Annotated in this window: 12 protein-coding genes and 1 pseudogene; 5 read left to right on the top strand and 8 right to left on the bottom strand. The window is 75.1% G+C overall.

Translation table 11 applies throughout. The annotated features are described in order from the left end of the window. A partial coding sequence (locus ABZ793_RS28630) for a metallopeptidase family protein (RefSeq protein WP_357462441.1) occupies positions 1 to 262 on the top strand: 262 nt, incomplete at its 5' end. 86 nt (positions 263 to 348) lie between these two features. Here ABZ793_RS28630 and ABZ793_RS28635 read toward each other — a convergent pair. The 4 genes and pseudogenes from ABZ793_RS28635 to ABZ793_RS28650 form a co-directional block, all read right to left on the bottom strand. Then, on the bottom strand, positions 349 to 606 hold the full coding sequence (locus tag ABZ793_RS28635; protein ID WP_007455784.1) for a WhiB family transcriptional regulator: 258 nt from the start codon (positions 604 to 606) through the stop codon (positions 349 to 351). 835 nt (positions 607 to 1,441) lie between these two features. After that, positions 1,442 to 1,564: pseudogene (locus ABZ793_RS28640) on the bottom strand (DUF4331 family protein); the annotation flags it as partial. Between the two features lie 77 nt (positions 1,565 to 1,641). Beyond that, positions 1,642 to 4,149, bottom strand: coding sequence for a bifunctional FO biosynthesis protein CofGH (locus tag ABZ793_RS28645; RefSeq protein ID WP_357462444.1), 2,508 nt, complete (start codon positions 4,147 to 4,149; stop codon positions 1,642 to 1,644). A gap of 259 nt (positions 4,150 to 4,408) precedes the next feature. Continuing rightward, positions 4,409 to 5,353 (bottom strand): hypothetical protein, encoded by a 945-nt coding sequence (locus ABZ793_RS28650; protein WP_357462447.1) that lies wholly within the window; start codon positions 5,351 to 5,353, stop codon positions 4,409 to 4,411. A gap of 99 nt (positions 5,354 to 5,452) precedes the next feature. Here ABZ793_RS28650 and cofD point away from each other — a divergent pair, with 99 nt between their 5' ends. Together cofD and ABZ793_RS28660 are read left to right on the top strand one after the other, a co-directional pair. Further along, positions 5,453 to 6,436 (top strand): 2-phospho-L-lactate transferase, encoded by a 984-nt coding sequence (cofD, locus tag ABZ793_RS28655; RefSeq protein ID WP_357462450.1) that lies wholly within the window; start codon positions 5,453 to 5,455, stop codon positions 6,434 to 6,436. Beyond that, complete coding sequence (locus ABZ793_RS28660; RefSeq protein ID WP_357462453.1) at positions 6,433 to 7,521, top strand: coenzyme F420-0:L-glutamate ligase; 1,089 nt, start codon at positions 6,433 to 6,435, stop codon at positions 7,519 to 7,521. Before cofD ends, ABZ793_RS28660 begins: the two co-directional genes overlap by 4 nt. A gap of 77 nt (positions 7,522 to 7,598) precedes the next feature. On the opposite strand, the gene ABZ793_RS28665 is transcribed toward ABZ793_RS28660, so the two are convergent. Both ABZ793_RS28665 and ABZ793_RS28670 read right to left on the bottom strand, forming a co-directional pair. After that, positions 7,599 to 8,603, bottom strand: coding sequence for a helix-turn-helix domain-containing protein (locus ABZ793_RS28665; protein ID WP_357462456.1), 1,005 nt, complete (start codon positions 8,601 to 8,603; stop codon positions 7,599 to 7,601). Between the two features lie 309 nt (positions 8,604 to 8,912). After that, the gene (locus tag ABZ793_RS28670) at positions 8,913 to 9,944 is read right to left on the bottom strand and encodes a hypothetical protein (RefSeq protein WP_357462459.1); all 1,032 of its coding nucleotides are present in this window, start codon (positions 9,942 to 9,944) and stop codon (positions 8,913 to 8,915) included. A 39-nt stretch (positions 9,945 to 9,983) separates the two neighbouring features. On the opposite strand from ABZ793_RS28670, the gene ABZ793_RS28675 reads away from it, so the two are divergent. Continuing rightward, positions 9,984 to 10,610 carry an NUDIX domain-containing protein gene (locus ABZ793_RS28675; RefSeq protein ID WP_357462462.1) on the top strand — a complete coding sequence of 209 codons (627 nt, stop codon included), beginning with the start codon at positions 9,984 to 9,986 and terminating at the stop codon, positions 10,608 to 10,610. Here the strand turns inward: ABZ793_RS28675 and ABZ793_RS28680 are convergent. Further along, positions 10,579 to 11,670 carry a sugar phosphate nucleotidyltransferase gene (locus ABZ793_RS28680; protein ID WP_357462465.1) on the bottom strand — a complete coding sequence of 364 codons (1,092 nt, stop codon included), beginning with the start codon at positions 11,668 to 11,670 and terminating at the stop codon, positions 10,579 to 10,581. The two genes, ABZ793_RS28675 and ABZ793_RS28680, sit on opposite strands and share 32 nt — an antisense overlap. Before the next feature lie 62 nt (positions 11,671 to 11,732). Next, positions 11,733 to 12,878, bottom strand: a complete 1,146-nt coding sequence (locus tag ABZ793_RS28685; protein ID WP_357462467.1) for a glycosyltransferase family 1 protein — start codon at positions 12,876 to 12,878, stop codon at positions 11,733 to 11,735. Between the two features lie 150 nt (positions 12,879 to 13,028). Between ABZ793_RS28685 and ABZ793_RS28690 the strand changes: the two genes are divergently transcribed. Next, positions 13,029 to 13,709, top strand: coding sequence for a TIGR03089 family protein (locus tag ABZ793_RS28690; RefSeq protein ID WP_357462470.1), 681 nt, complete (start codon positions 13,029 to 13,031; stop codon positions 13,707 to 13,709). The last annotated feature ends 43 nt before the right edge of the window (positions 13,710 to 13,752 follow it).

A 13,752-nucleotide genomic window follows, 5' to 3' on the forward strand; every position in this document is an offset into this window, starting at 1 on the left:
CGGGGTCGAGTTCGCGGTGGAGGACGTCCCGCCGGACCTGAACGTCTACGACTCCGACGTGCTGGAGGACGGCGAGGTGCCGCTCGCCCGACTGCTGCCCGGCCGGCCGGGCCGGCAGGAGGTGCCCCCGCGGATCGTGCTCTACCGCCGGCCGCTGGAGTTCCGCGCCATGGACCGCGAGGATCTCGCGGATCTCGTGCACGACGTGATCATCGAGCAGGTGGCCAACCTGCTCGGGGTCGATCCGGACGAGTTGGCCTGAGCCGCCCCGCCGGATGCCGCCGCGAACGGCGACCGGTGCGACTGCGCCTGAGCCGGGCGGCCCCCACCGCCCCGGCCCGGCAACGCTCAGGCGGCCCGCCGCTTGAGCTTGCGCCGCTCCCGTTCCGAGAGCCCACCCCAGATCCCGAACCGCTCGTCGTGCCCGAGAGCGTATTCGAGGCATTCCGTCTTGACCTCGCAACGCGAGCAGATCCGCTTCGCCTCGCGGGTCGAGCCGCCCTTCTCGGGGAAGAACGCCTCCGGATCGGTCTGCGAGCAGAGCGCCCGCTCCTGCCACTCCGGCGCGTTTCCGAGCAGGTCGGCCACCTCAAGCTGGCCGTCCATCAAATGCCTCCTTGTCGCGCACCGGCGTCATCGCCGCTGCAACCCCCCACGCGAAAGGCGCGCGTGTCCGTCCGGTCCCGATTTGTTGCGTACCGTGCGAACAACCCCATTCAAATTACACGCGTGTAATGCGTGCGCCGTCAAGCCGAACTTGATAATGGAGTCGCCCTCCCGACAACACTCCGGACGACCACCCGGCCGCCCGGCCTCGCAACCTGCCCTATCGATTCAGACCCCGGCCGAGTAACGCCCTCTCCGGCGAGTTGCCCGAGTTTTCTCCCGTGGCGCTTCCCCGCCGGCCCGACCGGACAGGCCGATGGAGACCCCCGAAAGACCACCCACCGCATCGTTGATCTTGGTGGGGGACAAGGTTAACCCGAGTTCGCGTCGACCGCCCGTCGAGCCGGAAACGACCGCCGGCATCCCGCCCACAATGTGGACGGAGCGCTGCTGCGGGCGGCGCCGGCCGGCTCAGCAGGAGACCGGAGGAACGCTGGTCGGCCACGTGAACTCGGCGATCACGCCGGCGGTGACACCGAACCGGCCGGCCGGCGGCCGATCGTCCCACCAGACGGTATGGACGCCGGCGGGCAGCTCCGGGCGGATGGCACGCCCCGTCCCGCACCCGCCGCTCCCGGACCGCCGAGTGCGTACGCGGCTCGTCGTCCCGGCTGACGTCGATCTCCCGGCCGTGCGAGGTTCCGTCCCGGGGGTGGATGATCAGGGCGCCGATGTCGCCGCCGAGATCGAGGACGACGCCGGCGGGTTGGTGGACCCGTACCCACGTCGGGGAGGAACGGCGCCGTCACGTCGGCGGCGCTCAGCCCCGACGGCAGAGAAAGCCGTTCGGATTCGTGATCCCGGTGGTGAATTCGAACCGGTAGGTGACGTCGGCCCGCCCGTCACCGTCGTTGTCGATATGGATCTCGTATCGCACGTCGTCGCCGAACTCGAAGAAGCCAACCGTACGAAATGGAGCGAGGCTCGGCCGGGCGCCCCCGGGGACCCGCGCCCGGCCGGCAACAGGGAAAGGCCCTACGGCCGGGGGTGGCCGTACGCGGTCGTGCGCTTGCGGGCCGGGCGTCCGGCGGCCGCCGCGATGGCGATCAACTGCTCCTCGGTACGCGCCGAACCGTTGCCGGAACCGGCCATCCGGGAGATCGTCTCCTCCATCAGCGTGCCGCCGAGGTCGTTGCAGCCGCCCCGCAGCATCGCCGCCGTGCCCTCGTCGCCGAGCTTCACCCAGGAGCACTGGATGTTGTCGATCCGGCCGTGCAGCAGCAGCCGGGCCATCGCGTGCACCACCCGGTTCTCCCGCCAGGTCGGCCCGGGGCGGGCGATGCCGGCCAGGTAGATCGGCGCGTTGGTGTGCACGAACGGCAGCGCCACGAACTCGGTGAAGCCGCCCGTGCGGTCCTGCAACCCGGCCAGCACCCGGAAGTGCGCGAGCCACTGCGCGGGGTGGTCCACGTGGCCGTACATCATCGTGGAGCTGGACCGGATGCCCAGCTCGTGGGCCGTGCCGACCACCTCGACCCAGGCGGCGGCCGGCAGCTTGCCCTTCGTGAGCACCCAGCGCACGTCGTCGTCGAGGATCTCGGCGGCGGTGCCCGGGATGGTGTCCAGCCCGGCGTCGCGCAGCCCGGTCAGCCACTCCCGCACGGACACGCCGGCCTTGGCGGCGGCGGTGACGATCTCCATCGGCGAGAACGCGTGCACGTGCATCCCCGGCACCCGCGCCTTGATCGCCCGGATCAGGTCGGCGTAGACGGTCACCGGCAGCTTCGGGTCGATGCCGCCCTGGAGGCAGACCTCGCTGGCGCCGGCCGCCCACGCCTCCTCGGCCCGGTCGGCGACCTGCTCCACCGAGAGCCGGTACGCGTCGGCGTCCCGCTCCCGCTGGGCGAAGGCGCAGAACCGGCAGCCCACGTAGCAGACGTTGCTGAAGTTGATGTTGCGGTTGACCACGTACGTCACGTCGTCGCCGACCGCCGCCCGGCGGACGTCGTCGGCGAGCCGGCACAGCTCGTCGAGCGCCGGCCCGTCGGCGGCGAACAGCGCCAGCGCCGCGTCGGCGTGCCGCGGGTCGAGCAGCGCCGCCGGGTCGTCGGCGGCCAGCCGCAGCCCGGCCCGCAGGTCGCGGTCGGTCCCGCCCCCGCCCCCGGCGGTGACCTTGCCGGCCACCTCCGACCAGTCGCCGTAGACGTGGTCGAAGTCGCCGCGCCGGTCGCCGGTGCGCCCGGTGGTGTCGATGGTGGCGTGCAGGTCGGTCCGGCCGCCGTACGTCTCGTCGGGCTCCTGCCAGGGCCGGCCCACCGGCCGCGCCTCCTCCACGGCCAGCCCGGTCGCCGGGTCGGCCAGCGCGCCGACGTGCGGCAGCAGGCGCGGGTCGAGCCACGGGTCGCCGGCCCGCACGTACTCGGGGTAGATCGTCAGCCGCTCGCGCAGCGTGAACCCGGACTTCTCCGTCTGCCGGGCCAGCTCGTCCACGTGGGGCCAGGGGCGCTCGGGGTTGACGTGGTCCGGGGTCAGCGGGGAGACGCCGCCCCAGTCGTCGATGCCGGCCCGCAGCAGCAGGTCGTACTCGCCCTCGATGAGGTTCGGCGGGGCCTGGATGCGGGCCTTCGGCCCGAGCAGCACCCGGGCCACCGCCACCGTGGCGGCCAGGTCGTGCAGCTCCGCGTCGGGCATCCCGCGCATCGCCGTGTCCGGCTTGGCGCGGAAGTTCTGCACGATCACCTCCTGGAGGTGGCCGTACTCCCGGTGGGCGCGCCGGATGGCGAAGATCGCGTCGACCCGCTCGGCGGGGGTCTCGCCGATGCCGATCAGGATGCCGGTGGTGAACGGCACCCCGACCCGGCCCGCGTCGTCGAGCACCCGGAGCCGGACCGCCGGCTCCTTGTCCGGCGAGCCAAAGTGCGGGCCACCCGGCTCCGACCAGAGCCGCGTCGCCGTGGTCTCCAACATCATCCCCATGCTGGGCGCGACGGGCTTCAGCCGCTGCAACTCCGACCAGGACAGCACGCCCGGGTTCAGGTGGGGCAGCAGCCCGGTCTCCTCCAGCACCGCCACCGCGCAGGCGCGCAGGTAGTCCAGGGTGGAGTCGTAGCCGCGCTCGTCCAGCCACTGCCGGGCCGCCGGCCAGCGCTCCTCCGGCCGGTCGCCGAGCGTGAACAGGGCCTCCTTGCAGCCCTGGGCCGCGCCCGCCCGCGCGATGGCGAGGACCTCGTCGCGGTCGAGGAACGCCGCCGGCAGCCGGTGCGGCACGGTGGCGAACGTGCAGTAGTGGCAGCGGTCCCGGCACAGCCGGGTGAGGGGGATGAAGACCTTCTTCGAGTACGTCACCACGCCCGGCCGCCCGGCCTCGCGCAGCCCGGCGTCGCGGACCGCGCCGGCGACGTCGAGCAGCTCGTCCAGCGCGTCGCCCCGGGCGCTCAGCAGCGCGGTGGCCTCGTCGGCGTCGAGCGCCCGCCCGGTCGCCGCCCGGCGCAGCGCCCGCCGCACGCTCGCGTCACTCGGGCCGGGCTCGGTGCGATCAACCATCCGCCCAGCCTAAGCGCTCGCCGGCCGCATCCCGCCCGCCCGGCCCACACCGTGAACATGGGCACGCACCCCTCGTCCCGCCGCCGGGCCGGGGCCGGATGCCGGGCACCCGGCCGGGCACCGGGCGTCGGGTGCCGGACGCAAGGTGCCGGGTGCCGGGCACCGGACGCAAGGCACCGGACGCAGGGGGGCGTCCGGGGAAACGCGAGCGCCCCGCACGCGGTCGTGCGGGGCGCTCGGATGCGGTGGTGCCGCCCGGTCAGCGCGGGGCGTCGGGGGTGTCGCCCGGGTTGATCCGCTGGGTGTGGTCCGGCTCCCCGTCCGTGGGGCGCGGGATCGCCTGGGTGGGCTCGACGGACTGGCGCGGGATCGCCTGGGTCGGTTCGGCCGAGGGCGGCGGCCCGAACGGCGGGGCGGTCGGCGACGGCCCGAACGGGGGCGCCGACTGCGGCGCGGTGGCGGCCGGCGGGCCCGGCTGCGGCGCCGGGTTGAACGGCGGGGTCGCCTGCGGGCCGCCGAACGGCGCCGGCTGCTGCCCGTACGGGGCGCCGTACGGGCCGGGGGCCGGCCAGGCGCCCGGCTGACCGGGGATCTGCTGGCCAGGCTGACCCGGCTGACCGGGGACCGGCTGGCCCGGCTGACCCGGGGCCGGGTAGCCGCCCTGCTGCTGCGGCCAACCGGGCTGCGGCTGGCCGTACACGCCGGGCTGGGCCTTCGGCTTCGGGACGTAGTACAGGGTGCGCCAGATCTTGAAGACGACGAACGCGGCGAACGCGAGGAGCCCCAGCCAGGCCACCCGGGAGAGCAGGCCGAGGAACGCGTCGAGGACCTCGCCCTGGGACAGCAGTTCGAGCGTCCAGACCAGGAAGGTCAGCACGCCGAACAGCGCGCTGAACGCGTACTCACCGAGGGCGACCTGGGTGATCAGTTTCGCCTTCGGCGCCGGGGGGCGCACGTGCGTGGCGAGCAGCACGGCCAGCAGCGGCAGGGCCACCGTGTCGATGCCGACGAAGGCGGGGAAGCCGTTGCCCGCCCGGCTCGCGAAGGGTACGTACTCGGCCGGCGTCAGCAACCGGATCAGGCCGACGAAGAGGAACACGGCGTTCGCACCGAGGAGCACGAGCGCGGCGAGTTCACGCAGCGGCTTGGTCAGTTGGCTGGCCTGCGTCGCGTCGGTGGACGCGGGCTCGGCGGGGCTGGTCACGGGATCCCCCTCGGGGCGAAAGCGGACAGTTGCCGACGTGAGCCTAGTCTCCCGGGCCAGCGGCGGATCCGAGGCGGCTCGTGCGCGAGGATGTTCGACATGCGCATCGTGGTTCTGACGGGCGGCATCGGGGGCGCCCGCTTCCTGCTCGGCGTCCGGGCGTACGCCCGCGAGGTCGGCGCCGAGGTGACCGCCGTGGTCAACGTCGGTGACGACCTGTTCCTGCACGGGCTCAAGGTGTGCCCCGACCTGGACAGCGTCATGTACACGCTGGGCGGCGGCGCCGACCCCGAGCGGGGCTGGGGCCGCGTCGACGAGAGCTGGACGGTCAAGCAGGAACTGGCCGCGTACGGCGCCGAGCCGACCTGGTTCGGGCTCGGCGACCGGGACGTCGCCACCCACCTGGTGCGCACGACCATGCTCAACGCCGGCTACCCGCTCCACGCGGTCACCGAGGCGCTCGCCACCCGCTGGCAGCCCGGCGTACGTCTGCTGCCGGCGACCGACGACCGCCTGGAGACGCACGTGGTGGTGAGCGGGCCGGCGGTCGCGGGGGAATCCGGCGCGGACGGGCCCGACGGCGGCCAGCGGGCGATCCACTTCCAGGAGTGGTGGGTGCGCCACCGCGGGAACGTCCCCACCCACCGGTTCGTCTTCGTCGGCGCGGAGACGGCGAAGCCGGCGCCCGGCGTCGTGGAGGCGATCGCCGGGGCCGACGTGGTGCTGATCGCGCCGAGCAACCCCGTGGTGAGCATCGCCCCGATCCTGGCCGTGCCCGGGCTGCGCGAGGCGGTCGCCGACGGCCCCGCCCCGGTGGTCGGCGTCTCGCCGATCATCGGCGGCGCGCCGGTGCGCGGCATGGCGGACCGCTGCCTCGAGGTGCTCGGGGTCGAGTGCAGCGCGGCCGGGGTGGGCCGCCTCTACGGCGGCCGGGCGGCCGGCGGGCTGCTCGACGGCTGGCTGGTCGCCGAGGAGGACGCCGGCGTCGTGGTGCCGGAGGTGACGGTACGCGCGGTGCCGCTGCTGATGACCGACGAGACGGCGACGGCGGCCATGGTCCGCGCCGCGCTGGAGCTGGCATGAGGCTGGAGATCCTGCCGGTGCCGGGCATCGGTCACGTGTCCGAGGGCGACGACCTGGCCGCCCTGATCGCGAACGCCGCGCCGTGGCTGCGCGACGGCGACGTGCTGGTGGTGACCAGCAAGATCGTCTCGAAGTCGGAGGGGCGGCTGGTGGACGTCCCGGCGGACGGGCCGGAGCGGCTCGCCGCGCGGGACGAGGTGCTGGCCGCCGAGACGGCGCGGGTGGTGGCGACCCGGGGCGCGACCCGGATCGTGCAGACCCACCACGGCTTCGTGATGGCCTCGGCCGGGATCGACGCCTCGAACGTCGACAAGACCCGACTGGTGCTGCTCCCGGCGGACCCGGACGCCTCGGCCCGGGCGCTGCGCGCCGCCCTGCGCGACCGCTACCACGTCGACGTCGCGGTGATCATCACCGACACGATGGGCCGGCCCTGGCGCAACGGGCTCACCGACGTGGCGCTCGGCGTCGCCGGCATGGACGCGATCCGCGACCACCGGGGCGAGGTCGACCCGTACGGCAACGAACTCCAGCTCACCCAGATGGCGGTCGTGGACGAGCTGGCCGGCGCGGGCGAGCTGATCAAGGGCAAGTGCGACCAGGTGCCGGTCGCCGTGGTGCGCGGCTACCTCACCGCGCCCCGGCCGGACGACGGCGCCGGCGCGGCGACGCTGGTCCGGGACGCCGCGATGGACCTCTTCTCGCTGGGCACCGCCGAGGCGAAGGCGGCCGGGCTGGCCGCCGCCGCCACCCTGCCGGACGCCCCCAATCCGACCCCGCCCGACCGGGACGCGGTGCGGCGGGCGATCGCCGCGGTCGCCGGCGTGGTCGCGCCCGGCACGGAGTTCACCCTGGTCACCGACGAGGCCGTACGCGCCGGGATGGTCACCGCCGTGCCCGGCTGGCCGGCGGAGGCGACGGCGCTGGTGCTCGGCTCCCCGGCCGCCCCGGCCGGCCCGGCCGAGCTGGTCCGCTTCGGCGCCGACCTGCACCGCCTACGCGCCGCCCTGGCGGCGGAGGGCGTCGCCTCGCTCCCGCTCCCCCCGCCCGCCGGCGCCCCCGCCGCCGCCTGCCTGGCCCTCTGACGGGCCTCCCGCCCCCGGTTCCCCGCCCCGCCTCCGCGGCGGGTGCGAGGTGGATGGCGCGGGAGCGGGCTCGGCGCTCAGGAGTTGAGCATCGCCCGCCCCAGCGGGGTGAGCGTGTGCAGAACGGTGTTGCGGTCGCGGTGGCTGACCAGCAGGCCGGCGTTGCGCAACACGGTGGTGTGCTGGCTGGCGGCGGCCGGTGAGATGTTCAGCCGGCGGGCCACCTCCCCGGTGGTGCAGCCGTCGTCGCTGACCGCCAGCACGGCGGCCCGGGTGCGGCCGAGCAGCGCGGCCAGCGCCTCCCGTCCGGTGTCCGGCGTGCCCGGGCCGGCGCCCTCGGCGGGTGCCGGCAGCAGCCCGCCCAGCCGGTCCACCGGGTAGACCAGGACCGGGGGCAGCGCCGGGTCGAGCAGGGCCACCGGGGTGGGCGCGCAGAAGAACGAGGGCACCAGCAGCAGGCCGCGCCCGTCCAGGTGCAGCTCGCGACTGTGCGGGTAGCCGCGGACCTGGAGCACCCCGGACTCCCAGTGCATGGCCGGCCGCAGGCTGGCCAGCAGCCCCTCCACCCCGCCGTCGAGCAGCGCCCGGGCCCGCCGGGAGCGGTCGGCCTCCACGGCCGCCTGGATCCGGGCCCAGTACGGGTCGATCGCCAGGTCGCGGTACTGCGCCATCGCGCCGGTCAGGTCGCGCAGCGTGCCCGGCTCGCCCCGGGCCACCGCGGCGGCGCCGGCCGGCAGGGTGTGGCCGGTGGCGAGCAGCGACAGGTCGCGTTGCAGCAGCGACACGGGAGTGCTCCGGACCGCCTCCATGCCGGCCTCGAACCCGGACACGCTCTGGTAGGGGGTGAGGAAGTCGGGGAAGTAGCCGCGGGGCGGATTGAGCGACAGGAGGAGCCTCAGGCCGGGGGACCCGATGCCCTGGCGCAGTGCCCGGGTCACGCTGCGCCGCCAGCCCGCCAGCAGCGGGTCCCGGCCGCGACCCGGCAGCAGGTGCAGACTGAGGACCAGTTCCCACACCGGGTCCGCAGCCGGAGCCACCCGGGTCCGGAGGATGTCCTCGGCGGAGAAATAGATCTTCAGCATGGAGTGCTCCCGTGTCGCCCGGCCGGGGGGATGCCGGGTGACCGTTGCAGCCTACCCGGGCGGCACTTATCTCCGTCTTTAAGCCTGAGCTGAAAAACCTCGACGTCCATGGTGGCGGTTGGGCATGCTTCCACTGCCCGCACGGGGACGGGCGCGTCGGCGACGCGCTCGCGGACCGGGGCGCCCTGGGGGACGGGGAGGACCGGGGGCCGGGCGGCACCACGAGGGTCTGCGGGGTCTGCTCCGCAGAGGTGCCGTCCGGCCACCCGCCCGCCGTGGCTCCCCCGGCGTCGGCCGGCGCCCGCCCGTTCACCCCACCCAGAGCGCCACGCGGTGGTCCTCGTCGGTGACGTAGAAGCTGCGCCCGTCCAGCTCGGCCAGCCCCTCCACGTGGTGGAACGGCGCCAGGTCGGCCACCAGCTCGCCGGGGACCAGATGCCCGTCGCCGGGCGGCGGGAACCGGACGTGCCGGGAGGTGACGTCGCCGCCGGTCGGGTGGTCGTCGAGCAGCACCGAGCCCTTGCCGAGCGCGTCGATGGACCCGACGACCGCCGCGTAGCCGTCGCCGGTGGGGGCGATCGCCCGGAAGCCGGCGAGCGCGCCGGGCGGGGTCACCCCGGTCAACACGTACGCGCCCACGGCCTCCGGCCAGGCCGGCACGGGGTCGAACATGCCCGGCACGCCGGTCAGCTCGACCAGGATCGGCTCGCCGTCGGCCGTGACCGGGAAGCGGAGTCCGATCAGGACGCTGCCGGCCGGCGTGAAGGCGGCAGCCTCGACGTTCAGCGGCAGGTCGTCGGGGACGAGTCGGCTGACCCAGCCCTTCGACCGGGCGGTGCCGCGCGCGACGGTCTCCCCGATGAACCGGGCCCGCACCCGCGCGCCCGGCGGCAGCGGGGTGAACGGCGCCTTGAGCAGCGCGTCGTTGACCGCCCGGTGCAGCCGGAACCGGTTGCGCACCACCTGCACCGGCAGCGTGCCGCCCGCCGCGTCATCCTCCCGGAACCGGGCCACGAAGGCGCGTCGCGGGCGCAGCGGGCCACCCTTCGAGCCGAAGTGCGAGCCGAAGACGTAGACCCAGCCGTCGTGGTGGGCCAGGGCCTCGCCGTCCTCCGTCCGACCGTTCTCGGCCCCGGCGTCGGCGGTCACGTGCCGGGCGACCCACTCGCCGTCGTCGCGCTCCAGCAGCAGGGCCAGGCAGCGCTCCACCGGCCCCTCGTCGAGCACCGTCCAGAAGCCGCGCCGGGCGCCGTGCGCGCGCAGCAACGCCACGGAGCGCACCGGCAGCAGGTCGCTGGCCTCGTTGCCGGCGACGACGAACTCCAGCAGTCGCAGGGTCACCCGGCCAGGGTACGAAGCGCCGGCTCGTACAGTGTCGCCATGCCCGAATCCCCCACCGCCGCCGCCGACCCCCGGACGTCGCCGCCGACGGACGCCGAGGCGTACGCGGCGCTGCACGCCGACGCCGTCGCCACGCTGGAGTGCTGGGAGCCGACCGGCCCGGCCGCCGCCGAGGCCCGGGACCGCACCGTGCGGCTGCTGGCCGCCGGGCCGGTGGCGATGAGCCGGGCGCGCCGGGCCGGGCACGTCACGGCGAGCGCGCTGGTGCTCGACGCCACCGGCTCGCGGGTGCTGCTCTGCCTGCACGGCAAGTTCCGGAAGTGGGTGCAGCTCGGCGGGCACTGCGAGCCGGCCGACCGGACCCTCGCCGGCGCCGCCCTGCGCGAGGCCGGCGAGGAGTCCGGGATCGCGGGCCTGCGGATCGACCCGGTCCCGATCGACGTGGACATCCACCCGGTGAACTGCCAGGGCGGCTCCCTGCACTACGACGTCCGGTTCGCCGTCCTCGCCCCGCCCGCCGCGACGGAACGGGTCAGCGACGAGTCCGAGGCGCTGGCCTGGTTCCCGCCGGACCACCTGCCGGAGCCGCTGGCCGGCGGGACGGCGAAGCTGGTCGCCCCGGCCCTGGCGACACTCAGACGAGCCCCTCTTCGCCCCGCTCCTTGAGCTCGTCGACGATCTTCTTGACGTCCTGCGCCCGGTCGCGCGGGCAGACCAGCAGCGCGTCCGGGGTGTCGACGACGATCAGGTCGTGCACTCCGACGGTGGCCACCAGCCGCCCGGAGTGCGGCACCACCACCAGCCCGGAGCTGTCCCGCAGCAGCACCCCCGGCTTGGCGTCGCCGCCGAGCACCACGTTGCCGTCCGGGTCGGCCGGCAGCACCTCGCCCAGCGTGTGGAAGTCGCCGACGTCGTTCCAGCCGAAGTCGCCCGGCACCGTGGCCACCCGCCCGGCGGTCGCCGCGCCCTCCATCACCGCGTAGTCGACGGAGATCTTCGGCAGCGTCGGCCAGACCGTGCCGAGCACGTCGTCCTGCCCCTCGGTGCCCCACGCCTCGGCGATCGCGACGATCCCGGCGTGCAGGGCGGGCTGCTGGCGGGCCAGCTCGGCGAGGAACACGTCGACCCGCCAGACGAACATGCTGGCGTTCCAGAGGTGCCGCCCGGAGCGCAGGTACGCCTCCGCCACCTCGGCGCTCGGCTTCTCCTTGAACTCGGCGACCGGGCGCAGCGGGCCGCCGTCGACCGGGTCGCCGGTCTGGAGGTAGCCGTAGCCGGTCTCAGCCCGCGTCGGGGTGATGCCCACCGTCATCAGCAGGCCCTGCTCGGCGCCGCGTACCGCCTCCCGGACGACCTCCCGCCACCGCTCCGGGTCGCCGATCAGGTGGTCGGCCGCGAAGGAGCCCATCACCGCCTCTGGGTCGCGCCGCGCGATGACAGCGGCGGCCAGGGCGATCGCCGCGCAGGAGTCCCGGGGCGACGGCTCGACCAGGATGTTCTCCTCCGGCAGCCCGGTCAGCTGGCGCGCCACCGCCGCGACGTGCGCGGTCCCGGTGACCACCAGGGTGCGCTCGGCGGTGGTCAGCGGGCCCAGCCGCTCGACCGTGGCCTGGAGCAGCGAGACGGCGGAACCGGTCAGCGGGTGGAGGAACTTGGGGTGGCCGGCACGGGACAGCGGCCACAACCTCGTGCCGCTGCCACCCGCCGGGATGACGGCGTAGAGCATCAGCACATCATGCCCGAACCGGGCCCGACCGGACGCCGGGTTGCCACCCCGCCGCTCCGGGATCAGGCGCGCGCCCGGCTCCAGGCGGCGATGTGCACCTCGGCGCTGGACTCCCAGGTGAACTCCTTGGCCCGGTCGAAACCGGCCTTGGCCAGGGACAACCGCCGCTGCTCGTCGTCGAGCAGCGCCGCCAGGTCGGCGGCGATCTGGTCGGGGGCCTCGCTGGTGTACGCCACCGCGTCGCCGCCCACCTCCGGCAGCGACAGCCGGGGCGTGGTGAGCACCGGCGCGGCGCACGCCATCGCCTCCAGGATCGGCAGGCCGAAACCCTCCCCGTAGGACGGGTAGGCGGCCACCAGCGCCCCGCCGAGGAAGCCGGGCAGGTCCGCGTAGCGCAGGTAGCCCGGGCGCAGCAGCCGCAGGTGCGACGGCACCTCCGCCACCGCGCGGTCGATGTCGTCGTCGTGCCCCTGGCCGCCGGCGACCACCAGGGCCGGCGGGTCCTCCCGGTCGGCCACCGCCCGGGCCCAGCCGCGGATCAGGTTGGGCACGTTCTTGCGCGGCTCCTTGGCCCCGAGGAAGGCGACGTAGCTGCTCCCCCCGAGCCCCAGCCGGGCGCGGACCCGGGCCTTCTCCTCCTCGCTGGGCGCGTGGAAGGCGGCGTGGTCGACCCCGTGGTAGGCGACGTCGATCCGGGTCGGGTCGGCGTCGAGCAGCCGGATCAGCTCGTCGCGGGTGGCCTTGCTCGGCACGATCACCCGGTCGGCGCGGCGCAGGGAGGTCTTGATGGCGCTGCGGAAGAACGTGCGCCGGGACTTGTCGTAGTGCTCCGGCTCGGTGAAGAACGTCGCGTCGTGCACGGTCACCGTGACCGGGCAGCCGGCGCGCAGCGGGCAGGTGTAGAAGGGCGAGTGCAGCACCTGCGCGCCCACCTGCTGGGCGAGCAGCGGCAGGCCGGTCTGCTCCCAGGCGAGCCGGGCGGGGCGGTGCGCGACGGCGGCCGGGGCGGGGATGATCTCCGCGCCGGGCAGCATCCGGGTGTAGCGCTCCAGGTCGGTGCGGAGGCTGACCACGGCCAGCTCCACCCCCGACCCGCACACCTTGCCGAGGGCGCCGAGCAGGCCGTCGACGTATCGACCGACACCGCCACGGTCGGCGGGGACACTCGTGGCGTCGATGAGCACGCGGGGCGGGCGACCGGCGGTCACGGGGCGACTCCTTGCACTGCGATCTGTGGGGAACAACACTCCGGGGCAAGCCTACGCCGGAGCCCGGGTCGGACGCTGACTGCGACCCGACGGTACGCCGACTTGTCGTTGTCTTCGAGTACGGCCGGCGGGGGCGTATCGTTCGCGCCGATGGCCGACAACATTGCCCGGGTGTTCGCCGACGCGATCGCGCCCGACCCGACCCGACCGCTGCTGACCTGGTACGACGACGCCACCGGCGAGCGGACCGAACTCTCCGGCGCGACGCTGGCGAACTGGGTGGCCAAGACGGCCAACCTGCTCGTGGACGAGGTGGCCGTGGGCCCCGGCGACACGGCCGGGGTGCTGCTCCCGCCGCACTGGCAGACCGCGGCGGTGCTGCTCGGATGCTGGTCGGCCGGGCTGCGGGTGGCCGACACGCCGGGCGACGTGGAGGTGCTCTTCGCCGCCGTCGCGCGGCTCGCCGAGGCGGACGCCTGGTCGGCCGGCGAGCGGTACGTCCTCGCCCTCGACCCGTTCGCCCTGCCGATGCGGCAGGTGCCGCCCGGCTTCGCCGACTACGTCTCGGAGGTGCGCGCGCACGGGGACCACTTCACCCCGTACGCCGCCGGCGGCGAGGAGCTGGTGGAGCGCGCGCGGCGGCGCGCGGGCGAGCTGGGCATCGCCCGCGACGACCGCGTCCTGGTCGACACGGGGGCGCACCCCGACCCGGTCGACTGGCTGCTCGCCCCGCTGGCGGCCGGCGCCAGCTCGGTCCTCTGCGCCAACCTCGACCGGTCCCGCGTCGCCTCCCGCACGACCACGGAGAAGGTCACCCGCACCCTTGCCTGACGCCGCCCCTGCCGGGGGCGCGGGCCCGGCAGGGTGGACGCGG

Source organism: Micromonospora sp. NPDC047465, assembly GCF_040643125.1.
In the GTDB taxonomy this organism is placed as follows: Bacteria; Actinomycetota; Actinomycetes; order Mycobacteriales; family Micromonosporaceae; genus Micromonospora.